The organism is Ferribacterium limneticum (assembly GCF_020510585.1).
Lineage (GTDB): Bacteria > Pseudomonadota > Gammaproteobacteria > Burkholderiales > Rhodocyclaceae > Azonexus.
Window position 1 is genome coordinate 1,520,907 of the sequence record NZ_CP075190.1, and the last position, 21,283, is coordinate 1,542,189.

The following is a 21,283-nucleotide window of genomic DNA, read 5'->3' on the forward strand; positions in this document are numbered from 1 at the left end:
ATGCCCGATGACCAAACACTATTCCTGCTCGCCTTGAAGGCGTGCAGCCAAGCAAGGAGATGCCGTGCAGCTGATCAAGAATTTCATCAACGGTGAGTTTGTCGAGGGAAGCGAAGGCAAGACCTTCGAGAAGCGTTCGCCGCTCGACAACAAAGTCATTGCGCAGGTTTCCGAAGCCGGCAAGGCCGACGTCGACGCCGCTGTCCGTGCAGCTCATGCTGCCCGAAACGGCGTGTGGGGCGGCCTGACCACCGACCAGCGCGTCGATCTGCTCTACGGCGTGGCCGATGAAATAACCCGCCGTTTCGAGGATTTCGTCGCCGCCGAAATGGCTGACACCGGACAGCCGAACCACGTCATGCGCCATGTTTTCATCCCGCGCGGCGCGGCCAATTTCAAGGTCTTCGCCGATGTCGTCAAGAACGTACCGTGCGAGTCCTTCCAGATGGCGACGCCGGATGGCGCCGGTGCGCTCAACTACGCCATCCGCGTCCCGAAAGGCGTGGTTGGCGTCATTTCGCCGTGGAATGCGCCTTTCCTGCTCATGACCTGGAAGGTCGGCCCGGCGCTGGCCTGTGGCAACACCGTCGTCGTCAAGCCGTCCGAAGAAACGCCGCTGACCACGACCCTGCTTGGTGAAGTGATGAACACCGTTGGCATCCCCAAGGGCGTCTTCAACGTCATTCAGGGCTTCGGCCCGAATTCGGCCGGTGAATTCCTGACCCAGCATCCGCTTGTCGATGCCATCACCTTCACCGGCGAAACGCGCACCGGCACGGCTATCATGAAAGCCGCCGCCGAAGGGATGCGCGATGTGTCCTTCGAACTGGGCGGCAAGAATGCCGGTATCGTGTTCGCTGATGCTGACTTCGATGCAGCGGTCGACGGCATTTTCCGCTCGGTTTTCCTGAACTCCGGGCAGGTCTGCCTCGGTACCGAGCGCGTCTATGTCGAGCGGCCGATCTTCGACAAGTTCGTGCAGGCGCTCAAAGCCAAGGCCGAAGCCGTCAAGTTCGGCCGTCCGGACGACAAGAATGCCAACTACGGCCCGCTGATCAGCGCCGAGCACAAGCAGAAGGTCATGTCCTACTACGCCAAGGCCGCAGCAGAAGGTGCCAATGTCGTGACCGGCGGCGGTGTGCCGACCATGCCGGCCGATCTGGCCGACGGCCATTGGGTGCAGCCAACGATCTGGACCGGCCTGCCGGAAACGGCATCGGTCGTGCGCGAAGAAGTTTTCGGCCCGTGCTGCCACATCAGCCCCTTCGACAGCGAAGACGAAGTGATCAACAAGGCCAACAATAACGACTACGGTCTGTCGACGACGATCTGGACGACCAATCTGGCCCGCGCCCACCGTGTCGCGGCGCGCATCGAGGTCGGCATCACGTGGATCAATAGCTGGTTCCTGCGCGACCTGCGCACGGCCTTCGGCGGCTCCAAGCAATCCGGCATCGGCCGTGAGGGCGGTGTGCACTCACTGGAGTTCTACACCGAAACCCGCAACATCTGCGTGAAGCTCTGAGGCCAGCCATGGACCAACAAAAAATCACCGCCTATGGCGACGAGCTGTACGAAGCCTGGCTCGCCTGCCGCCCGGTGCGCCCGCTGCTCGAAAGCGAGCCGGACATCACCATCGAGGACGCCTACCAGATTCAGGAACGCTTCGTCGCCCGCCGCGTGCAGGCTGGCGAGACGATCATCGGCAAGAAGATCGGCGCGACGAGCAAGCCGGTGCAGGATTTCCTCGGCGTCTATCAGCCCGATTTCGGCTTGCTGCTCTCCGGCATGGTCTATCAGGAAGGCGACACCATCGATCTCGCCACGCTGATCCAGCCCAAGGCTGAGGCTGAACTGGCCTTTGTCCTCAAGGCAGACCTCAAAGGCCCGGGCATCACGGCAATGGACGTCATCCGCGCCACCGATTACGTGCTGCCCTGTTTCGAGATCGTCGATTCGCGCATCACCGACTGGAAGATCAAGATTCAGGACACCGTCGCCGACAACGCTTCCTGCGGCGTCTTCGTGCTGGGCAAGACCAGGGGTGATCCGCGCCAGCTGGACATCACGCTGGCCGGCATGGTGCTGGAGAAGAACGGTGAACTGTTCTCGACCGGTGTCGGCGCTGCCGTGCAAGGCTCGCCCGCTAATGCCGTCGCCTGGCTGGCCAATACGTTGGGCGAACTGGGCATCCCCTTCAAGGCCGGCGAGGTCATTCTTTCCGGTTCGCAATCGGCGCTCGTCCCGGTCGTCGATGGCGACGAACTGGTGTGCACGGTGGGCGGCCTCGGCACCTGCTCGGTCAAATTCGCCGGAAGGAGCAAACCATGAGCATGAATGTCACCCTCTCCCGCGAGGACATCGTTCGCCTGTGCGAGCGCGTCGAAGGCGCCCAGACGCGCGCTTACGCCATCCCCAAACTGACCGACGAATACCCGGGCATGACTATCGGCGATGGCTACGCAGTGCAACTTGAACTGCGTCGCCGCTTCCTCGCCGCCGGCCACAAGCAGGTCGGCTGGAAAGCCGGCCTGACATCGAAGGCCAAGATGATCCAGATGGGCGTTAACGTGCCGTCCATCGGCTTCCTGACCGACCGCATGGCGCGTCCGGAAAACTCGGCGATCAAGACCTCCGATCTGGTGCACCCGCGCGTCGAGTGCGAGGTCGCCTTCGTCATGAAGAAGACGCTGAAAGGCCCGAACTGCACGCGGCAGGATGTCCTGGATGCCACCGACTACGTGCTGCCGGCCGTCGAGATCATCGACTCGCGTTTCTCCGGTTTCAAGTTCGATCTGGAAAGTGTCGTTGCCGACAACGGTTCTTCGGCGCGCTTCGTCGGCGGTGGTCGCGCCCGTTACCCGGCTGATATCGACCTGCGCACGCTCGGTGTCGTCATGGAGAAGAACGGCGAGATCGTTACCCTGGGCGCTTCGGCCGCCGTCCTCGGCCATCCGGCCGAAGCCATCGCCATGCTGGTCAATATCCTCGCCGAACTGGGCGAGGAATTGCCAGCCGGCAGCTTCGTGATGAGCGGCGGCATCACCGAAGCCATTCCGGTCAAGCCGGGCGACAACATCGTGGCGCGCTTCCAGGAACTGGGCAGCGTATCGATGCGCTTCATTGAATAAATAAAAACAGGAGGAGACACGGATGCCAATCATAGAAATGCATCTCATGCAGGGGCGCACCAATGAGCAAAAACGCGCCGTTGCCGAAGCTGTGGCCGAGGCGGTGACGCGCACGCTGGGGGTGGGGCCGGAGACGGTTCGCCTGCTGATTACCGAGCACACCAGCGAGGAGTTTTCAGTCGGCGGTGTGACGGCCGGCCGTCGACGTGAGCTCGCTGAGCTTGAAGCCAAGAAATCGTAGTTCTGGAGAAAATGAAGATGAAAAAAATCAGATGCGCGCTGATTGGTTCCGGCAACATCGGCACCGACCTGATCTACAAGATCCAGCGCAGCCCCTTCCTTGAGCCGGTCTGGATGGTCGGTATCGACCCGGAATCCGAAGGCCTCGCCCGCGCCCGCGACATGGGCTTGAAGACCACCGCAGCCGGCGTCGATGGCCTGCTGCCGCATGTGCTGGAAGACAACATCCAGATCGCTTTCGACGCGACCAGCGCCTACGTTCACGCCGAAAATTCGCGCAAGCTCAATGAGCTGGGCGTCATGATGATCGACCTGACGCCGGCCGCCATCGGCCCCCTGTGTGTGCCGCCGGTCAACCTCAAGGCACATGCCGAAAAGGTCGAGATGAACGTGAACATGATTTCGTGCGCCGGCCAGGCGACGATTCCCATCGTCTTCGCCGTCTCGCGCATTCAGGCCGTGGGTTACGGCGAAATCGTCGCCAGTCTCGCCTCGAAATCGATCGGCCCGGGTACCCGCGCCAATCTGGATGAATTCACCTACACCACCTCGAACGCCATCGAAGTCGTCGGTGGGGCGCGCAAGGGCAAGGCGCTGGCCATCATCAACCCGGCCGAACCGCCGATGATGATGCGCAACACCATTTCCTGCCTGACCGACGACGAGCCCGACCAGGCAAAGATCACCGAGTCGGTGCTCGAGATGATCAAGGAAGTGCAGAAGTACGTGCCAGGTTACCGGCTGGTCAATGGCCCCTTGTTCGACGGCAAGCGCGTCACGGTTTTCATGGAAGTCGCCGGCCTCGGCGATTACCTGCCCAAGTACGCCGGCAACCTCGACATCATGACCGCCGCGGCGACGCGCACGGCCGAAATGTTCGCCCAGGAAATCATCGCTGGCACCATCCAGCTCAAGTCACCGGAGGTCGCGTAATGAGCGCCGAGCAAAGTCTCAAGGGTCGCAAGATCATCATTCACGACATGTCACTGCGCGACGGCATGCACGCCAAGCGCGAGCAGATGAGCATAGCCCAGATGGTCACCATCGCCACGGCGCTCGACGATGCCGGCGTGCCGCTGATCCAGGTTACGCACGGCGCCGGCATGGGCGGGAACTCGCTGCAGCACGGCTTCGCGCCGCACAGCAATGAGGAATACATCACGGCTGTGGCGTCGCGGATGAAACAGGCCGTGGTGTCGGTCCTGCTCATTCCCGGCCTCGGCACGATGAAGGAATTGAAATCAGCCTACGACTGCGGGGCGCGCAGCGTGCACGTCGCCACCCATTGCACCGAGGCCGATACCTCGCCGCAGCACATTGCCTTCGCCCGCAAGCTGGGCATGGACACCACCGGTTTCCTCATGATGGCCCACCTCAATACGCCGGAAGGCCTGGCGCAGCAGGGCAAGCTCATGGAATCCTACGGGGCGCAGACGGTGTACATCACCGACTCGGCCGGCTACATGCTGCCGGCCGACGTCAAGGCGCGGGTGGCGGCGCTGCGCGCGGTCCTCAATCCGGAAACTGAAATCGGCTTCCACGGCCACCACAACATGGGCATGGGTATCGCCAATTCCATCGCCGCCATCGAGGAAGGTGCCAGCCGGATTGACGCCTCAGTGGCAGGGCTCGGCGCCGGGGCAGGCAATACGCCGCTTGAAGTCTTCGCTGCCGTCTGCGAGCGGATGGGCATTGTCACTGGCTGTGACCTGTTCAAGCTCATGGACATGGCCGAAGACATCATCGTGCCGATGATGGACCACATGGTTCGCGTTGATCGCTCGTCGCTGACGCTGGGCTTTGCCGGTGTCTATTCGACCTTCCTGCTCCATGCCAAGCGGGCGGCCGAGCGTTTCGGCGTGCCGGCACGCGACATTCTGGTCGAGCTGGGACGCAAGAAGATGATCGGTGGTCAGGAGGACATGATCGTCGATACGGCGATGACCATGGCCAAGGAACGCGGGTTGCTCAAGGACGCTGCGGCCTGATTGGCGCGGATAACGGGAGAAGGAAAAATGGCAGCAACAAAGGAATGGGTCGTCGTCGTTGGTGCCACGGGCGCCTTCGGCTCGGTCATGGTCGAACGCTTTCTCGCCCGCGGCCTGGGTGTGCTCGCCGTGGCGCGCAGTGTGTCGTCGCTAGCCGAACTGGCCGCGAAAAATCCGGGGCTGGTGCCCTGCGCGGCCGACATTTCGGATGACGCCGCCATCGAGGCGATCAAGGCCGCATTGCCCGGTCCTGTGCGCATGGTCGTCCATGGCCCCGGCGTGGCGGTCGGTGGCGGTGTGCTGACCATCGCCACGCAGGCGATGATCGATGCGGTCAATATCAAGGTTGGTGGCTTCCTGCGTCTGGTTCGTGCGGTCGACGGGCACCTGTTGCCCAATTCGCGATTGGTCGCCATCGGCGGTCATTACGGTTTCGAGCCGACGGCCTATGCTGCCGCAGCCGGCGTTGGCAATGCCGCGCTGGTCAATGTCGTGCGCCAGATGAGCCTGGCCTACGGAGCGCGCGGCATCACGGCCCACCTCGTCGCACCCGGCCCGGCCGATACCGAACGCCTGCGCCGGGTGGCGGCCGATCGCGCCAAAATGCTTGGCACGACGGTCGAGGCGGTCATGGACAGCATGCGGGCCGAGTCGTCGCTCGGCGCTTTCACCGAACCGGGGCAGGTCGCCTGGGCGCTCGAAATGTTGCTGGCACCGGAAGCCTCGGCGATGACCGGTTCCTCGCTGATGCTCGATGCCGGCCGTCGCCACGGTCTACCGTAAAAAAGGGCCAAAATCGTAATGCCAATTCTCAACTTCCATCTCGTCCAGGGGCAGCATGCGCCGGCTCAGGTCGACGCGCTGCTGCTCAAAGCCAGCGCCTTGTTTGCCGAAGTGCTGGCCTGTCCGATTGAGCGCGTCCGCGTGTTCGCTACCGAACATCCGCCGCAGCACGTCTGCATCGGTGGCCAACTGGTCAACCGGCACGCGCAGGTTGCGCCGTACTTTTCCTTCATCGTCCTCGAGGGCCGTTCTCAGGCCGACCGCCAGCGCCTGCTCAGCGGTTTCACCGATCTCGTCGTCGACATTCTTGGCGCGCCGCGCGCCAATGTTCGGGGCGGCATCGTGCCGGTGGCGCCGTCTGACTGGAGCATCGGCGGCGAACTGGCCAGCGAGTTGCGGCAGGCCGAAATCGAGGCCCGACGACTGGCGGCAGCGGCCGCGCAAGGTCGGTGAAGTCGATGAAAGTTCTCATCGTCCATGCCCATTACGAAGCCAAATCCTTCAACAGCGCGCTCAAAGACCTTGCTGTCAAAACACTGACCGAAGCCGGGCATGAGGTTCAGGTTTCCGACCTGTACGCGATGAACTGGAACCCTGTTGTCTCCCAAGCCGATTTCGCCGAGCCGACCAACCCCGATTACTGCGTCTATGCGCTGGAGCAACGTAAGGGTTTCGAGTCGGGGAGCATCGCCCCGGACATTCAGGCCGAAATCGGCAAGGTCGACTGGTGCGACCTGCTGATCTTCAATTTCCCGATTTTCTGGTTCTCGGTGCCGGCCATCCTCAAAGGCTGGATCGACCGCGTTTTCGTTTCCGGCCACTTCTACGGCGGCAAGCGCTTCTACGACCAGGGTGGGATGCTCGGCAAAAAGGCCATGCTGACGCTATCGCTCGGCGGCCAGCCGCACATGTTCGGTCCGGAGGCCATCCACGGCGAAATGGACACCTTGCTGCGCCCGATCATGCGAGGTGCGTTGGCCTATTGCGGCTTTACCGTGCTGCCGCCCTATGTCGCCTATCACGTGCCCTACGTTTCGCCCGAGGCACGCCAGGCCATGCTCGACGATTACCGGGAACGTCTGCTCCATCTCGATGATCAGACCCCCATCAAATTTCCCAGTCTGGGCGATTTCGACGATCGGCTTTATCCCAAAGAAATAAGCGCTGCTGTTTTATAAAGGAGAAGACATGAAGCTTTACTACGCCACGGGAGCCTGCTCCCTTTCCCCACATATCGTGCTGAGCGAACTGGGTTTGCCCTACGAACTGGTCAAGGTTGAACTGTCCACCCATCTGACTGCCGATGGCCAGGACTACACAGCGATCAATCCCAAGGGCTACGTGCCGGCCCTGCAACTCGACGACGGCCAACTGCTCACCGAAGGCCCGGCCATCATCCAGTATCTGGCCGACCAGAAGCCGTCTGCCGGCCTCCTGCCGCCGGCTGGAACGCTCGCGCGGGCGCGGGTGCAGGAATGGCTGACCTTCATCGGCACCGAAATCCACAAGAACTTCAGCCCGCTGTTCAATCCGAATGCTTCAGCCGACTGGAAGGCCGCGGCGAAGGCCAATATCGAGCGGCGCTTTTCCTTCATCGAGAAGGCGCTGAGCGGCCGCGACTACCTGACCGGGGCCAATTTTTGCGTGGCCGATGCCTATCTGTTTACGGTTGTGAACTGGACCAAGGTCGTCAAAATCGACTTGGCGCCGTGGCCGACGCTGGCTGCGTTTCATCAGCGGGTTATGGCGCGGCCGGCGGTGCAGGTGGCGCTTCGGGAGGAAGGGCTGATTTAGCCTTTGCTAGTCGGCTTTCTGCTGAATTGGCTTGGGTTTCCGCCTTGTTGGCGGGCGTACTTTGTTTTGCTTCGCCAAAAGAAAGTAGCCAAAGAAAAGGCGACCCCGAGGGCGGCGCCGGCTTTGCCGGTTCCTTGCGCTACTCGGAAGGCCGGGCGGCTGCGGAACTCGGGCTTCGCCCTCAAACAGTCCTCGCCGACTGCCCCCGGCCTTCCTGCGTTGCTCAGCGCCTTCCACGGGGGCCCCAAAGGCGTTCGGACTCCACGGATGTAGCTCAAAAAAGCCGGTTTCCACGGTCAACCGGAAAAAAAGGCCAAAAATGAAATCTGTCATTCAGGCACCAAGCCCAAGCATGGATCGTTTCACCGGGCCCCTTGAGAGGTGCCGAGCAACGCAGGGGCTGGCGGAAAAAGGGCGAGGACTGTCTGAGGGCGAAGCCCGAGTTCCGCAGCCCCCGCCAGCACCGAGTAGCGCAGGGAACCGGCGCAGCCGGCACCGACCCAGGGTCGCCTTTTCTTTGCTTACTTTCTTTTGGCGAAGCAAAAGAAAGTAATGCCGCCAGCAAGGCGGAACCCCAAGCCAATTCCGAATGCTAGCGCCAAAAAACCCGGGTTCCTGCCATCCCGGCAGCGATGCTCAACCTAACAGCATTGGGCGAATTGCGCGTTATTCCTTGCCTTCGGCCGGATGCGCCACCTTCCTCCCAGAGAGTCGATAAGCCACCCGAGCCCGCGTCGTACCAAGAATTTTGGCGGCGCCGGATACATTGCCTTGCGCCAGATGCAGCGCTTGCCCGATGGCATCTTCCTCCAGGCTATCCAGTGAAAGCTTCCCCGAGGCGAGCGCTTCCCGAAGCTGCGCCGACAGGTTCGGCACGCCGGCCGGTTGTTCCGGTGGGCTGGCCGCAGCTTCCATCCGGGCCGGCTCGCGCCGGATGTTCTCCCCGCTCGTGAACAGGTGAGAAATGTCGATGCCGCCATCTTCCGGCGCCAGAATGACGCCGCGTTCGATCAGGTTTTCCAGCTCGCGGATATTCCCCGGCCACGAGTAGAAGAGCAGCGCTTCGAGTGCCGCCTCGGTGAAGCCCGTCACCTTGCGCTTGTGCAGCGCGCAGTAGCGGTTGAGGAAATGCTCGACGAGCAGCAGGATGTCTTCTTTGCGCTCGCGCAGCGGCGGGATATTGACCGGGAAGACATTGAGTCGATAGAACAGGTCGTCGCGGAATTTGCCGGCTTCAACGAGATCGCGCAGGTTTTCGTTGGTCGCAGCCACGACGCGGACATCGACCTTGCGCACCCGCGTGTCGCCGATGCGCTCGATTTCGCCTTCCTGTAGCGCGCGCAGCAGCTTGCCCTGGGCGACCAGGCTCAGCGTGCCGATTTCGTCGAGGAAAAGAGTGCCACCGTCGGCCCGTTCGAAGCGGCCCGGGCGGGATTGGCTGGCGCCGCTGAAGCCGCCTTTTTCGACGCCGAAAAGTTCAGATTCGATGAGTTGTTCGGGAATGGCCGCGCAGTTGATGGCGATGAAAGGCTGCTCGGCGCGGTCGCTGATATTGTGCAGGGTGCGCGCAAATTGTTCCTTGCCGACGCCGCTTTCACCCAGGAAAAGAACCGTGGCCCGTGTCGGGGCGACGCGCTGGATCATGTGGCAGACGGTATTGAAGCCCGACGAAACGCCGACCAGATCGATCTTGTCGCTGATCTCGGTGGTGCTGCTATCGCTGCGCGGAAAGGAGAATTTCTTGCTGCTCGGGCTTTGGACGAAATCCTGCGCCTGCAGATAGCGAAAATCGGCGTCCGGGTCGTCCCATTGGTCGAGCGCCTTGCCGACGATCTTGCAGGCCGGGGCCCCCATGGCCTTGCATTCGACTTCGCGGACCAGCATCTGGCGGCCGAGGAAACTGCTCAGGTAGCCGTTGGCGTAGCCTTGTTGCAGCCAGCAGACTGGCGTGTTGCTGTCGCCAAAAGTGGCCAGGTGCTGTTCGGCTTCAGCTGAATTGCGCCAGATGAATTCCCCGTAGAAATGCCCGGTTTCAACGTCGACATCGAGGGCCAGCGTTTCCACCGAGACGAAGCCCTCCAGCGCGTGCATTTGCGGGCCTACGGCAAAGGAGTCGAAGTCGTTGCTGTCAGGGCGAATGCGGCGGACCATTTCGGCATCGCGCGCGCCCGATTGGTAGCCCATGCGGGTAATCAGGCCGCGTGCCTTCTCGATGCCGACCGTTTCGATCAGCTCGCGCCGGATGGCACCCAGCGAGGTGTTGTGGAGCAGCACCATGCGCCGATCGTCGAACCAGACTTCGCCCTTGGCAGGGACGAAACGGAGGCGCGCGGCAAGATCGTCGATATCCGGCAGGCGATGTTTGTCGTGGGCGCTCGGGCGCAGCAGGCGAATGCCCTTGTCTTGCGTCGATTTTTGGCCGGTGTCCATGCGGGTTCCTTCGCTACGCTTGTCGTCTGCCAGCGGTAAGTGGCGGGATTCGAAGCGCTGATTATCGCGCGCGTGGATCAATAATTGGCGGCGCTTTTGCCGCCGGGTTCCGGCCGGTATTCCTGACGTAGATTGGTTGTGGCGGCAGCCAGCAGGAGTGCGTCGACACCCACCGCAATGAAGCGGGCGCCGGCCTCGAAGTAGCGTTGAACGATGGCTTTGTCGCCACACAGGACGCCGCCGCTTTTGCCCGCAGCGCGGGTTTTTTGCAGGCCGGTTTCGATGGCCTGGACGATGCTCGGGTGGTTGGATTGCCCGAGCAGGCCATACGAAGCGGCGAGATCGGCGGCACCAAAGAAAATGCCGTCGACGCCATCAACGGCCACAATCTCGTCGAGGTTGTCGTAACCGAGTTTCGTCTCGACCTGCAGCAACAGGCACATCTGATCATTGGCCTGGGCGCTGTAATCCTGGATTCGACCCCAACGCGAGGCACGCGCCAGCGCTGCGCCAACGCCGCGGATGCCTTCCGGCGGATAGCGCATGGCGCGGACCAGTCCGGCCGCCTGCTCGGCGCTTTCAACCATCGGGATGAGCAGCGTCTGAACGCCGGTTTCCAGCAATTGCTTGATCAGCACATGATCGCCCTGCGGCGGGCGGACGATGGCATGCGACGGGTAGGGCTCGATGGCCTGCAACTGGGAGAGAATGCTGCGCAGGTCATTGGGGCCATGCTCGCCGTCGATCAGCAGCCAGTCGAACCCGGCCCCGGCACAGATTTCGGCGCTGAAGGTTTCACCGAGCCCGAGCCACAGGCCAAGCAGGGTTTCGCCATTTCTCAGGTCGGTTTTGAAGCTGTTAATTGGTATTTCCATGACGAAGTGTTATCCCGTTGGTGCTGTTGAATGCCTGTCCCTTGAATGCACTTGAGGGGTTTGGTTAGCCTTGATCAAGGTTTGGCTTCAAAATGGATAACTATGCAGGTGGCGACACATGCCGTCCAATACAAATAGTTGTGCCGATCAATACCCGTGCGGTATGCCCACCGCTCTTTTAATCACGAAACTATGTTTCAGGTGATACAGATACATGAATAGATTTATTTCAGAACTGACGCGGCTCTATTTCCTGCCTGGGCAGGAATGGCAAACTTGGCAGCCCAGCGAGAGCGGTGAGCCAGCCTATGTCATGGAAGGATTGCTGACACCGGAAGTCCTGGCTGAGCGTCTGGCAACCGAGAGCAACGTGGGACTCACGCTCGTCAGCCCGAACGGAATGGTTCGCGCGATGGTCATCAGCTTGGCAAACGGCAGCTACTGGGAACAGTTGGCGGCCCTCTATCAAGGTGTTCAAGAGGATTTTGACGTGCCAGCACCGGCCATTTCGGTTTCTGTCGAAGACGGCTATCAAATCTGGTTTTCGCTGGCTGAACCGGTGCCACTGCAGCAGGCTCAGGCGTTTTTGAATGCGCTTCGACTCAAGTATCTGAACGATATTCCTGTCGCCCGGCTTAAATTTCGACCTGGCATTGAGGACGGTACAAACGTACATTCGCTGAGCGTCCTGCCTTTGATGCAAGCTCTGAAAGAACCTGAGCGCTGGTCGGCATTCATCGACCCCAGCATGGGCAGCATGTTCATCGATGAGTCGTGGCTGGAAATGGCCCCCAATCTGGATCAGCAGGCGGCCATGCTCGCCGAGGTCGAGACTATCAAGGCTGAAGATTTTCAACGGGTAATGAGCATCATGCAGGCCGAACCGGCCTTTGCTGGCACGCCAGTCGAGAACGCGGCCCGTTCTGGCAGTGATCGGCAAACGCCATCACTCGGTGTGGGCAGCCATTTCACCGATCCAAAGAGCTTCCTGATGGCGGTCATGAATGATCCGCAGACCAGCGCTCACGACAGAATCGAGGCGGCCAAGGCGCTTCTGCCGTACTTCGAAAACCTCAAGGCACAGTGAATGTCGGGCCATCTTTCTAAAAAAGGCCAAGCATCGGATCTGGTTGAACGTATCGCTCAGCTTATCAAAACCAGGTTCGAGGACGAGAGTTCCGGACACGACTGGCACCACATCCGCCGGGTATGGCAATTGGCTCGGCAGATAGCTCAGCGTGAGGGGGCGAATCAGGAAATCGTCGAACTGGGGGCCTTGGTCCACGACATAGCAGACTGGAAATTCCACGCTGGAGACGACACTGTCGGCCCCCGCGAAGCAGAGCGCCTGCTTGTGAGTGAGGGGGCGGCAAGCAGTGTTATCGAGCAGGTCGTCGGAATCGTTGCCAGCATCTCTTACAAAGGGGCTGGTGTGAAGACAGCGATGACTACCCTTGAGGGCCAGTGTGTGCAGGATGCCGACCGGCTTGATGCGATCGGGGCCATCGGCATTGCCCGCTGCTTTGCCTACGGCGGGCACGCCAATCGTCTGATGTACGATCCCGATCAGCCGCCTGTCATGCATGCAACAGCCGAAGCTTACAAGGCGGCGAAAGGGAGCAGCCTCAATCACTTTTACGAGAAGCTATTCTTGCTCAAAGACCGTATGAATACCGAGACTGGCAAGGCGTTGGCAGAACAGCGCCATCGCTATATGGAAGAATTTGTTGCCCAATTTTTGGAAGAGTGGGGGGCAGCATGCGTATAAATTTGAAGGTTCCCTTCGCTGAGAAGGAACAAGCCAAGAAACTGGGAGCACGATGGGATGCCGCGCGAAAAATCTGGTACGTCGAGCAGCAGCCTGATATGACGCCTTTTGCCCAATGGTCGCCTACTGCGCATGAGAGCGCTGGTGGCGACGAGAGCGTGGCGCAGCAAAAAAAATCAGTATTCAGGCAGCAGGGGAGCGGCAAAGTGCATGTTGGCGCCGATTATGTCGAACAGCCTAAGGTTTGCGATTGCTTGCCCTGGGATTCCTGTGAGAAATGCGTGCACATGGTCCTGGAAACCAGTAGCTAATCCATTTTGATGCACTGCCGCACGTCACAGCTACAGACTGATACAAAGCGTTGCAATGCATATGAAGTCGTATCGCCTCGTTGATGTGAAGATGTTTCCAATTGATGAAACCAAAGGGCACGCCAAGCGCTCCAATCAAGAATTTCCATCAATGCCCGCGAAGCCCGGCAGGTCAGGGTTTCGCTTTGTGACTCCAGAGCAAGCGATACGCTCATCAATATTTTCTGGTTTCAAGCTTGACGCAACTTCAGTAGGATTACTAACGCAAAACCATACGGGAGATTTGGCCGAATGAAAGTGAAGTCTTCAATCGAACGCGGTGCTCAGTATCTCTGCACCAAACTGGGTGATGTCGTAACAGCCATTGAACAAGTCGCAGTGGTCAAAGGTTTGGCCATGTGGGAAGTAGAACGCAAGATAGGATCCGGAATCAGAAAGCGACTGATTGTCTCGGAGCGGACTTTAGTGCCACAGCAGTTATCTGCCGCAGGTGCTTTAGCCTAGACTTGGGCCAGCCTTTTTGCATGGCTGGCGGTTTTTAAAATACCTCAAAATAGAGTGGACTTTCCGCATCAGAGGCGTATTCTGAAATTGAGTTCCGAGTAGTTGCAAGTGCAGTCGGAACGGAGTTTTTATTAGATGACTGGAGGCTTTATGGTTGATAGTCCGCCGCAGTTTGACAGGAAGACTGAGTAACACCGCAACGGCAAATAGCCGAATACTGAGGCCTTGAATGCCTTGGTCAAAGATCGAAGAAGCCCATGTCTAAACCGCATGGGCTTCATGCTGTTGGGCCTTCGGGTTTTCCGATGCTGCTGCGCTACGCAGCTAAGCTTGTTCCTTGATCCAGTCGCGCTGGGCTTCGCGGCGGCGTTTTTCGGTGAGTTTTTCGATGATGCGCGGGCTGGCCTCGGTGAAAGCCATCATGCCGAAGGGCAGTATTTCATCACAGCGCAGGATGTGCAGGCCCATCGGTGATTCGAGCACTTCGGAGACTTCGTCAACGGCAAGTTCAAAGGCCGCCGGTTCCAATTCCGGGAATAGCTGCTGGCGCTTGACGGTGCCGAGCTTGCCGCCGTCCATGGCGGTCGGGCATTGCGAATGGCGAAGCGCAGCCTGACTGAAATTTTCGACGTTTTTTCCGGTTGACCGTAGATCTTCAAGCGTTTTCGCGGCGATGGCCTTTTCTATCGGATTGGAAAAGGTAATCAGGATGTGGCGAAGACGGCGCGCTTCCGGGCGGTCGAAGGCTTCCGGGTGGAGGCGATAGTAGATTTCCGCGTCGACTTCGGTGACCGCCGGAACGGCCGAGGCAACTTTGTCGAGGACGGCTTCGATGCGCAGGTCGCGCTCAACGGCCTCGGCCAGTTTGTCGGCGTTGAGGCCGTTGCGTTCGAGGTCGGCAGCCATATCGTCCGGGCTGGCATAGCGCTGGCGGATTTCGTCGAGACGGGTGGCGATGGTCGGGGCCGGAACGACGACCTGGGCTGCGGTGATGCTGGCCAGAATGCGTTGTTCAAGGCGAGCCTGCTTGCCGGCGACTTCATCGAGGCGGGCCTGCTCGGCCTCGCTCAGCGTGTCGGGCGCCTTTTTGAACAGTTCGTGGGCAAGCTTGAGTTCAAGGTAGCCGTGTTGCATTTGCTTACTCCGCCGGTTTGTGCGGTTCGAGGATGGCTTCAGGAATCTGCAGGACGCGCCCTGGCAGGCTGTCGAAGTGAATGTGATAGGTCACGCCGTTTGCCGCATCGCGGATCACCTTGATGACTTCCCCGACTGCGCCGAGTTCGACCAGCACAGCGCCACCGACTGAAAGCTGCTTGGCGGCACGGACTTTTTCGCGGAACTCGAAGCGTGATGGCGTCCATTCATCATCCCCACCGATCAGTTCCTCTTCGCGGCAACCGACGATCTTGCCTTCCTCGAGGAAATTCACCGAGTAGATGATCTGATCCTGCAAAAAGGTGCCGACATCGACGACATAGCCAATACTGCCGCGGCGCACGAGAAAGTCGCCCGGATCAAGACCGGGATAGGTGCCGTCGTTCCGGACGTTGCGAGTGAGGCGCACGGCCTCACCGTACTCCCATTTTGCATTCATCATTGGCGGAACACCTTGTCGAGGGATACGAAGGAGCTCATGCCGCCATCGGGCTTGGCAACGTGCTGAAAGACAGCGAAGACTTTTTCGGTCAGCGAATCAGAGGTTACGAAGTCCTGGTAGGCGCGTTCCAGCCACAGGCGGTAGATGCCGCGCTGCATTTCTTCTTCCGGCGGCAGGTTCGGAGCCTGTTTCGACAGGTAGTCGTGGAAGCGCTGCAGGATATGCAGGCGATTCACATGAACGACGGCCGGGTCGTAGGGGACCGCGAAATAGTCGAGAAAGTCTTCGGCAGAAACCAGGTCTTCCATGGCTTCGGCAAGGGTCAGGGTATCGTCCATGATGGTTTCCTCAGGCTGCAACTAGGGTTAGTGAAGGTTCTTCGGCCGGAGCCGGGTTTTCGCTCTGGAACTCGTCGATGACTTCGAGCAGTTTGGCGGCGCCAAGGTGGTCGCGGCTATCCAGCGCAGCAAGCCGGGTCAGACGGTCGCGTGATTCGGTGATGCGGCCAAGGCGGAGCAGAACGACGCTTTCGGCCTTGAGCGCGAGCAAATAGAAGCGGAGCAGGCCGAAGGATGTCGCTGCGGCCGAGCCGAGGCGGGTTTCGTCAATCAGTCGCCAGTCATCGGGGATGCCGAGATGGCGGGCCGAGATGCGTTTGGCGTGGTCGGCGACGATCAGCACTTCGTCAAGGCGATGCTGGTAGAAATAGTAGCGATACAGGCTGACCAGCACGGTAAGGTGCTCGGGGGCCAGCAGATGGGCGCGCAGCAGGGCGAGTTCGGCCGCCGGGTCGCCGTAGTCCTGGGCGGCCTGGGCGATCAGACGTTCGGCCTCGGCGGGCAGTTCGTCCTCGAAATACAGCTTGCAGTCGGAGAAGTCGAGCAGGTCCATGGTCAGTTCACCGCATGCATGGACTCGTGCTCGCAGCACAAGTCGCCGGCTGAACAGGTATTGCATTCGCCGCTGTGGTCGGTTGGCGGCTCGTGGCGGACTTCCGCCAGCTCCCTTTCGAGGATCTCGATGCGCTCGATCAGGCAGGCGATCGACTTGGCTACCGGGTCAGGCATCAGGTTGTGATCGAGGCTGATGCCATTGGCGGGGCGTGCCGTACCGACCCGGGTGTCGACGATCCGGCCGGGAACTCCGACGACGGTACGGTCGGCCGGCACGTCCTTGACGACGACCGAGTTGGCACCGACGCGAACACGTTCGCCGATGTTGATCGGGCCGAGTATTTTGGCGCCAGCGCCGACGACAACGCCGTCGGCCAGCGTCGGGTGGCGCTTGCCCTTGTTCCATGAGGTGCCGCCCAGCGTGACGCCGTGATAAAGCGTCACATCGTTGCCGACTTCAGCCGTTTCGCCGATCACGACGCAGGCGCCGTGGTCGATGAAGAAGCGGCGGCCGATGGTGGCGCCGGGGTGGATGTCGACATTGGTCAGCGTCCGCCCGACGAAGGACAGGAGGCGCGCCGGGAAACGCCAGCCAGCCCGCCACAGGCGGTGCGACAGGCGGTGGGTGAGGATGGCGTGGACGCCGGGATAGGTGGTCAGAACTTCAAGCGTCGAGCGGGCGGCCGGGTCGCGCTGGAAGACGCAATCGAGGTCTTCCCGGAGGGTCGCCCACAGGCCGGGGACTGCCAGTGCAGTTGCTGTCATGGTCATCGCTTCAGACATGGAGTTGGCTCCGGACGGAGATCAGAAGATCGCGCAGGTCGGCGGTTTCCGGTGCGTGTTTGTGTTCGGCGACGAAGTTGCGGACACGCGGCAGCATGGCCTGCGCTTCGCTCTCGCCGAGTTCGAAGCCGAGGCCGGCATACACCACCTGCACGGCGCGCGAGCCGGAATGCTTGCCGAGCACGATGCGGTGCGACTGGCCGACTTCCTGCGGATCGTAGCCCTGGTAGTTGTCCGGGTGCTTGAGCAACCCATCGACGTGGATGCCGGCTTCGTGCGTGAAAGCGCCGGCACCGACGATGCTTTTCTGCCACGGTACGGCGCGCCCCGAGGCGCTGGCAACCTGGCTGGAGAGAGCGGGAAAGCCTTTGAGGCTGACGCCGGTTTCGATGCCGTAAAGCTTGGTCAGGCCGAGCACGACCTCCTCGAGCGGAGCATTGCCGGCGCGTTCGCCGAGGCCATTGACCGTCGTATTGACGTGCGTCGCGCCAGCCTTGCAGGCGGCGAGGGTGTTGGCCGTGGCCAGGCCCATGTCGTCGTGGGCGTGCATCTCGATTTCGAGGCCGGTGTTGCGACGCAGGGTCGAAATGCGCTCGAAGGTAGCGAACGGCTCGAGGATGCCCAGGGTGTCGGCAAAGCGCAGGCGGCGGGCGCCGGCGCGTTCGGCCGTTTCGGCCAGGGCGCAGAGGAAACTCATGTCGGCGCGCGAGGCATCCTCGCAGCCGAGGCCGACTTCAAGGCCGAGGCTAAGTGCGGCGCCGATGAACTTGGGCAGTTCGCGCAACAACCAGGCGCGGTCCTGCTTGAGTTTGTACGACAGATGCTGGTCGGAGGCCGGCACCGAAATATCGATCATGTGTGCGCCGAGATCGGCGCAGGCGGCGATGTCGGCCGGATGCATCCGGCTCCATACCATCAGCCGGGGGGCGAGATTGAGGTCGGCAACGGCGCGGATCGAGTCACGCTCTTCGTCGCCCATGGCCGGGATGCCGACTTCCAGTTCGGGTACGCCGATAGCGGCGAGCTGACGGGCGATGTCCAGTTTTTCGTCCAGCGAGAACGCCACGCCGGCCGACTGTTCGCCGTCGCGCAGGGTGGTGTCGTTGATGGTGACGAAAGCTGGGTGGGTCATGGCAATCTCCTCGGCTTCTTTTCAGCAAGGATGGTGCCAATTTTCAAGTTGTTGAAAATACGTGAAAATTTTTATATGGGACTGATGATGTTGGGTTGTTGTCGCGAATCCGACAAATTGTTTCGTCGTGCTGTGCGGGCAATTTCGGTGATAGGCTAGTCGTCACCGGGTAGCCAAAATACCCCAACCGCGCGAGTGCCTTTTCGGCCTGCATGGCTCTTTAAGTAGCCCCTTCGCCAATAGCGAAACAGGCCACCAATGAAGCGTTGTGTCTTTCGATCAGAACATTTTCCTGATTCAACAACGCTGTATTTGATGGGAAGAATCCGCCATGACCGGGCGTGACAACGAACTTTGGCAACAATCCTGGCGCGACGATGAGATCGCCTTTCATCAGCTGGCTGTAAATCCGCATCTTGTCAAATTTTGGCCAAATTTCCGGTTGACCGTGGAAGACCGGGTTTTTGTCCCACTTTGCGGCAAAAGCCTCGATCTGCTCTGGCTCGCCAAGCAAGGCCACAAGGTCATCGGCGTCGAGCTCAGCCCGCTGGCCGTGCGCGCCTTTTTTCGTGAAAACAAGCTGCAGCCGACGCGCCGGAAAGTTGGCAAGTTTACGCTCTGGGAACATGGACGAATCGGGATTCTGTGCGGCGATTTCTTCAAACTGACCGCTGCCGATCTGGGCGACATTTCCGTCGTTTTTGACCGTGCCTCGCTGACGGCGTTGCCTGACGACATTCGTGGCGACTACATCGCGCAACTCCGGCGCATTTTGCCCGCCAGTTGCCGGATGCTGCTGCTGACCACAGAGGAGCCGGACGAGGATGAAACGCAAGGGCAGCCGTTCGCCGTGGCCGATGAAATTGCCAGTCTGTACACCAGTGCTTTCGACATCGAGCTCAGCCATGTCGAAAGTTTCTTTGAGTCCGACCCCGATCCTGCGATCAGTCAACCGGTCAGGGTAGAACAGAAGGTCTATTTTTTGACACCCAAAAGCGATCCATCCCTGGTGTGAGCGAAGGCACGGGTGCTATTACTTCCGGAATAGGATGTAAACTCAGCGAATTGTTTTTGAATTGTTGAGTGCTGAATGAAAATTCTGTTGGTAGACGATTCGCGGGCTATTGCCATGGTTATGCGGGCCCGGCTTGAGTCTTTCGGTTATGAGGTCAAGCACGCCATCAACGGCGAGATTGCGCTCGAGTATTTCCGGGCCGAGAACTTCGATCTGATTCTGATGGATATCGAGATGCCGGGCATGAACGGTTTTGAGGTCACCACCCGGATTCGCGCCCAGGAAGGGCTGGAGCCGTGGGCGTGGACGCCGATCATCTTCGTGACGGCGACCGACACAGAAACCAATCTGGTGACGGCCATCGAAGCCGGTGGCGATGACTTCATGTCGAAGACCGTGCCGGAAAATGTCCTGCAGGCCAAGATGAAGGCCATGTCCCGGATTGCGGCGATGCGCGCCCGCCTGTGCCAGGCCAACAACAAGCTGCAGGATCAGGCGAATCGCGATGGCCTGACCGGCCTGCTCAATCGACGCGCCATGGACATGCAGATCGACATCGCCTGGGAGCAGGCGCGGCAGGCATCCCGCCCCTTCAGCCTGTTGATGATCGATATCGACAACTTCAAGAAATACAACGATCACTACGGCCACCAGGCCGGCGACGATTGCCTGCGCGCCGTTGCCTCCTGTCTTGGCGAGCAGGTCCAGCTGATCAACGACGATCGCACCGCCCCGGGCGCTTTCGTGGCCCGCTATGGTGGCGAGGAATTCGCCGTGATCATCCCCAATGCATCACCCGGCGTGCACGCCGGGGTGGCGGCCAGCCTCGTCGAGGCGGTCCACAGCCTGGCTATTCCCCACGAAAAGAATGCCGATTTTGGCGTGGTGACCATCTCGCTCGGGGCTGCCTGCTTCCCGCACGCCATGGGCCAGATCAAGGCTCTTTTTCGACTGGCCGACGACCTGCTCTACAAGGCCAAGGACGCTGGACGTAACAGGGCAGAAGTGGCTTGAGCTTTTAAAGGCGCAAGTCAGATCCTGTCCTGATAGCCTGAAATGCCGCCCTCAGATTGAATACGGGCGGTGCAGCCAGCCACGCACGACATCGACGTCGCGTTGCGGCAGGTAGGCGAAGCCGGCCAGCGCGTCTTCGACAACAGCCTGTGCTACCCAGTGGGGAACCGCCTTGGTGGTCAGCATGTGGAAATACCAGGCGAGCGGGTAGCCGATTTCACGGTCGAAGCGGGTCAGCGCTTCCTGCAGGCTCAGGCCGCTGGTCCCGGCGCTGGCTTCGAATTCCGGAGGTTCGCCGGCTAGCGTGGCAATCGGCTGGGCGCGAAAGACCGGCTGGTGGTAGCGGTCGAGGTGTTCGCGGGTGGCGATCACCCAGTGGTTGTAGAAGGTAGTGGCGCTGGCGGCGCTGCTCTTGCTCCAGTCGTCGATCAGGCGGTGAATGGAGGCCGGTTCCGGCTTTTGCGCCAGCATGCGTTTGAGGAAATTGCCAACGTGCTGGATGCGGCGGAAAGCGTAGAAGGGCAGGCCCAACGGGACGGGGGTATCGTTGCCGCCACGCGGATCAACGAGTTCTTCGAGCGTTGTCGGCTCGTTGACGAAGAGCTGATGGACGCGCACTTCCTGCAGGTCTTCGATTTCCAGTTGCAGGAAATCGTCGCTACCTTCGCCGGCCGAGGCGACGAGGTAGTGCGTTTGACCAACCAGACGGGTGGCGTAAAGCGGCTGACCGGCAAAGTCGTCGATCAAACGGGTGATGTCGCCGTCGCGCTCGTCTATAGCGTTTTCGACCCAGCTCTCGAGGCTGTCACTGACCCGCTGGCCGGCCGCATCGACGATGCCGCCGAGACGGTACCAGCCGCCGCGACCGAGCGCGTGGCGAAATTTCCATTCGGGCAGGGCGCTGCCCAAGGCTTTGACCAGCGCGGCCGGGCCCGCACTGACCGGGGTCTTGGCGCAAGTTTCGACAATCGCCGGCGACAGTGATTTACAGTATTCGGTCCAGCCCTGGTTTTGTTTCATGATTT

The 21,283-nt window shown here is 60.5% G+C and carries 26 protein-coding genes; 17 read left to right on the top strand and 9 right to left on the bottom strand.

Going from position 1 to position 21,283, the window contains the following annotated elements:
* The first annotated feature begins 64 nt into the window (after positions 1-64).
* From KI613_RS07360 to gstA, 10 genes are read left to right on the top strand one after another with little or no spacing between them, the layout of a single operon-like run.
* Complete coding sequence (locus KI613_RS07360; protein WP_226404622.1) at positions 65-1,525, top strand: 2-hydroxymuconic semialdehyde dehydrogenase; 1,461 nt, start codon at positions 65-67, stop codon at positions 1,523-1,525.
* An 8-nt stretch (positions 1,526-1,533) separates the two neighbouring features.
* Positions 1,534-2,331, top strand: a complete 798-nt coding sequence (dmpE, locus tag KI613_RS07365; RefSeq protein WP_226404624.1) for a 2-oxopent-4-enoate hydratase — start codon at positions 1,534-1,536, stop codon at positions 2,329-2,331.
* Positions 2,328-3,131, top strand: a complete 804-nt coding sequence (gene dmpH, locus KI613_RS07370) for a 2-oxo-3-hexenedioate decarboxylase (protein ID WP_226404626.1) — start codon at positions 2,328-2,330, stop codon at positions 3,129-3,131. Before dmpE ends, dmpH begins: the two co-directional genes overlap by 4 nt.
* Positions 3,132-3,153: 22 nt before the next feature.
* Positions 3,154-3,372 carry a tautomerase family protein gene (locus tag KI613_RS07375; RefSeq protein WP_226404627.1) on the top strand — a complete coding sequence of 73 codons (219 nt, stop codon included), beginning with the start codon at positions 3,154-3,156 and terminating at the stop codon, positions 3,370-3,372.
* Between the two features lie 17 nt (positions 3,373-3,389).
* A complete protein-coding gene (locus KI613_RS07380) occupies positions 3,390-4,304 on the top strand; it encodes an acetaldehyde dehydrogenase (acetylating) (RefSeq protein WP_226404629.1) in 915 nt (304 codons plus the stop codon).
* On the top strand, positions 4,304-5,359 hold the full coding sequence (gene dmpG, locus KI613_RS07385) for a 4-hydroxy-2-oxovalerate aldolase (RefSeq protein WP_226404631.1): 1,056 nt from the start codon (positions 4,304-4,306) through the stop codon (positions 5,357-5,359). Before KI613_RS07380 ends, dmpG begins: the two co-directional genes overlap by 1 nt.
* 27 nt (positions 5,360-5,386) lie before the next feature.
* A complete protein-coding gene (locus KI613_RS07390) occupies positions 5,387-6,142 on the top strand; it encodes an SDR family oxidoreductase (protein ID WP_226404633.1) in 756 nt (251 codons plus the stop codon).
* An 18-nt stretch (positions 6,143-6,160) separates the two neighbouring features.
* Positions 6,161-6,595 carry a tautomerase family protein gene (locus KI613_RS07395; protein WP_226404634.1) on the top strand — a complete coding sequence of 145 codons (435 nt, stop codon included), beginning with the start codon at positions 6,161-6,163 and terminating at the stop codon, positions 6,593-6,595.
* A gap of 5 nt (positions 6,596-6,600) precedes the next feature.
* Positions 6,601-7,320: an NAD(P)H-dependent oxidoreductase gene (locus tag KI613_RS07400; protein ID WP_226404636.1), complete on the top strand. Its 720-nt coding sequence runs from the start codon at positions 6,601-6,603 to the stop codon at positions 7,318-7,320.
* Between the two features lie 10 nt (positions 7,321-7,330).
* Positions 7,331-7,936: a glutathione transferase GstA gene (gstA, locus tag KI613_RS07405; RefSeq protein ID WP_226404638.1), complete on the top strand. Its 606-nt coding sequence runs from the start codon at positions 7,331-7,333 to the stop codon at positions 7,934-7,936.
* Between the two features lie 666 nt (positions 7,937-8,602).
* On the opposite strand, the gene KI613_RS07410 is transcribed toward gstA, so the two are convergent.
* Both KI613_RS07410 and KI613_RS07415 read right to left on the bottom strand, forming a co-directional pair.
* Positions 8,603-10,366: a sigma-54-dependent Fis family transcriptional regulator gene (locus KI613_RS07410; RefSeq protein WP_226404640.1), complete on the bottom strand. Its 1,764-nt coding sequence runs from the start codon at positions 10,364-10,366 to the stop codon at positions 8,603-8,605.
* A gap of 77 nt (positions 10,367-10,443) precedes the next feature.
* Positions 10,444-11,241 (bottom strand): aldolase/citrate lyase family protein, encoded by a 798-nt coding sequence (locus KI613_RS07415; RefSeq protein WP_226404641.1) that lies wholly within the window; start codon positions 11,239-11,241, stop codon positions 10,444-10,446.
* 214 nt (positions 11,242-11,455) lie between these two features.
* Here KI613_RS07415 and KI613_RS07420 point away from each other — a divergent pair, with 214 nt between their 5' ends.
* The 5 genes from KI613_RS07420 (at position 11,456) to KI613_RS07440 (ending at position 13,824) form a co-directional block, all read left to right on the top strand.
* Positions 11,456-12,328, top strand: a complete 873-nt coding sequence (locus tag KI613_RS07420; RefSeq protein WP_226404643.1) for a hypothetical protein — start codon at positions 11,456-11,458, stop codon at positions 12,326-12,328.
* A complete protein-coding gene (locus tag KI613_RS07425) occupies positions 12,329-13,009 on the top strand; it encodes an HD domain-containing protein (RefSeq protein ID WP_226404645.1) in 681 nt (226 codons plus the stop codon).
* Positions 13,010-13,011: 2 nt separating this feature from the next.
* Positions 13,012-13,320, top strand: coding sequence for a DUF5710 domain-containing protein (locus tag KI613_RS07430; protein ID WP_319004095.1), 309 nt, complete (start codon positions 13,012-13,014; stop codon positions 13,318-13,320).
* Between the two features lie 61 nt (positions 13,321-13,381).
* Entirely contained in the window at positions 13,382-13,615 is a 234-nt protein-coding gene (locus tag KI613_RS07435) for a hypothetical protein (protein ID WP_226404649.1), read from the top strand.
* Positions 13,612-13,824 carry a hypothetical protein gene (locus KI613_RS07440; protein WP_226404651.1) on the top strand — a complete coding sequence of 71 codons (213 nt, stop codon included), beginning with the start codon at positions 13,612-13,614 and terminating at the stop codon, positions 13,822-13,824. The genes KI613_RS07435 and KI613_RS07440 overlap by 4 nt, the downstream gene beginning before the upstream one ends.
* A gap of 324 nt (positions 13,825-14,148) precedes the next feature.
* Here KI613_RS07440 and nifM read toward each other — a convergent pair whose 3' ends face one another.
* The 6 genes from nifM to nifV are packed head-to-tail and all read right to left on the bottom strand — an operon-like array spanning position 14,149 to position 18,229.
* Positions 14,149-14,958 (bottom strand): nitrogen fixation protein NifM, encoded by an 810-nt coding sequence (gene nifM / locus KI613_RS07445; protein WP_226404653.1) that lies wholly within the window; start codon positions 14,956-14,958, stop codon positions 14,149-14,151.
* A gap of 4 nt (positions 14,959-14,962) precedes the next feature.
* On the bottom strand, positions 14,963-15,421 hold the full coding sequence (locus KI613_RS07450) for a nitrogen fixation protein NifZ (protein WP_226404654.1): 459 nt from the start codon (positions 15,419-15,421) through the stop codon (positions 14,963-14,965).
* Positions 15,418-15,759, bottom strand: a complete 342-nt coding sequence (gene nifW / locus KI613_RS07455; RefSeq protein WP_226404656.1) for a nitrogenase-stabilizing/protective protein NifW — start codon at positions 15,757-15,759, stop codon at positions 15,418-15,420. Before nifW ends, KI613_RS07450 begins: the two co-directional genes overlap by 4 nt.
* 10 nt (positions 15,760-15,769) lie before the next feature.
* Positions 15,770-16,312, bottom strand: coding sequence for a hypothetical protein (locus tag KI613_RS07460; protein ID WP_226404658.1), 543 nt, complete (start codon positions 16,310-16,312; stop codon positions 15,770-15,772).
* A gap of 2 nt (positions 16,313-16,314) precedes the next feature.
* A complete protein-coding gene (cysE, locus tag KI613_RS07465; protein ID WP_264181467.1) occupies positions 16,315-17,097 on the bottom strand; it encodes a serine O-acetyltransferase in 783 nt (260 codons plus the stop codon).
* Complete coding sequence (gene nifV / locus KI613_RS07470) at positions 17,090-18,229, bottom strand: homocitrate synthase (protein WP_226404660.1); 1,140 nt, start codon at positions 18,227-18,229, stop codon at positions 17,090-17,092. Before nifV ends, cysE begins: the two co-directional genes overlap by 8 nt.
* Positions 18,230-18,560: 331 nt before the next feature.
* Here nifV and KI613_RS07475 point away from each other — a divergent pair, with 331 nt between their 5' ends.
* Together KI613_RS07475 and KI613_RS07480 are read left to right on the top strand one after the other, a co-directional pair.
* Positions 18,561-19,244, top strand: coding sequence for a thiopurine S-methyltransferase (locus KI613_RS07475; protein ID WP_226404661.1), 684 nt, complete (start codon positions 18,561-18,563; stop codon positions 19,242-19,244).
* Positions 19,245-19,319: 75 nt separating this feature from the next.
* The gene (locus KI613_RS07480; protein WP_226404663.1) at positions 19,320-20,258 is read left to right on the top strand and encodes a GGDEF domain-containing response regulator; all 939 of its coding nucleotides are present in this window, start codon (positions 19,320-19,322) and stop codon (positions 20,256-20,258) included.
* A 51-nt stretch (positions 20,259-20,309) separates the two neighbouring features.
* Here the strand turns inward: KI613_RS07480 and KI613_RS07485 are convergent, their stop codons facing one another.
* A complete protein-coding gene (locus KI613_RS07485; protein WP_226404665.1) occupies positions 20,310-21,278 on the bottom strand; it encodes a hypothetical protein in 969 nt (322 codons plus the stop codon).
* Positions 21,279-21,283 lie beyond the last annotated feature (5 nt).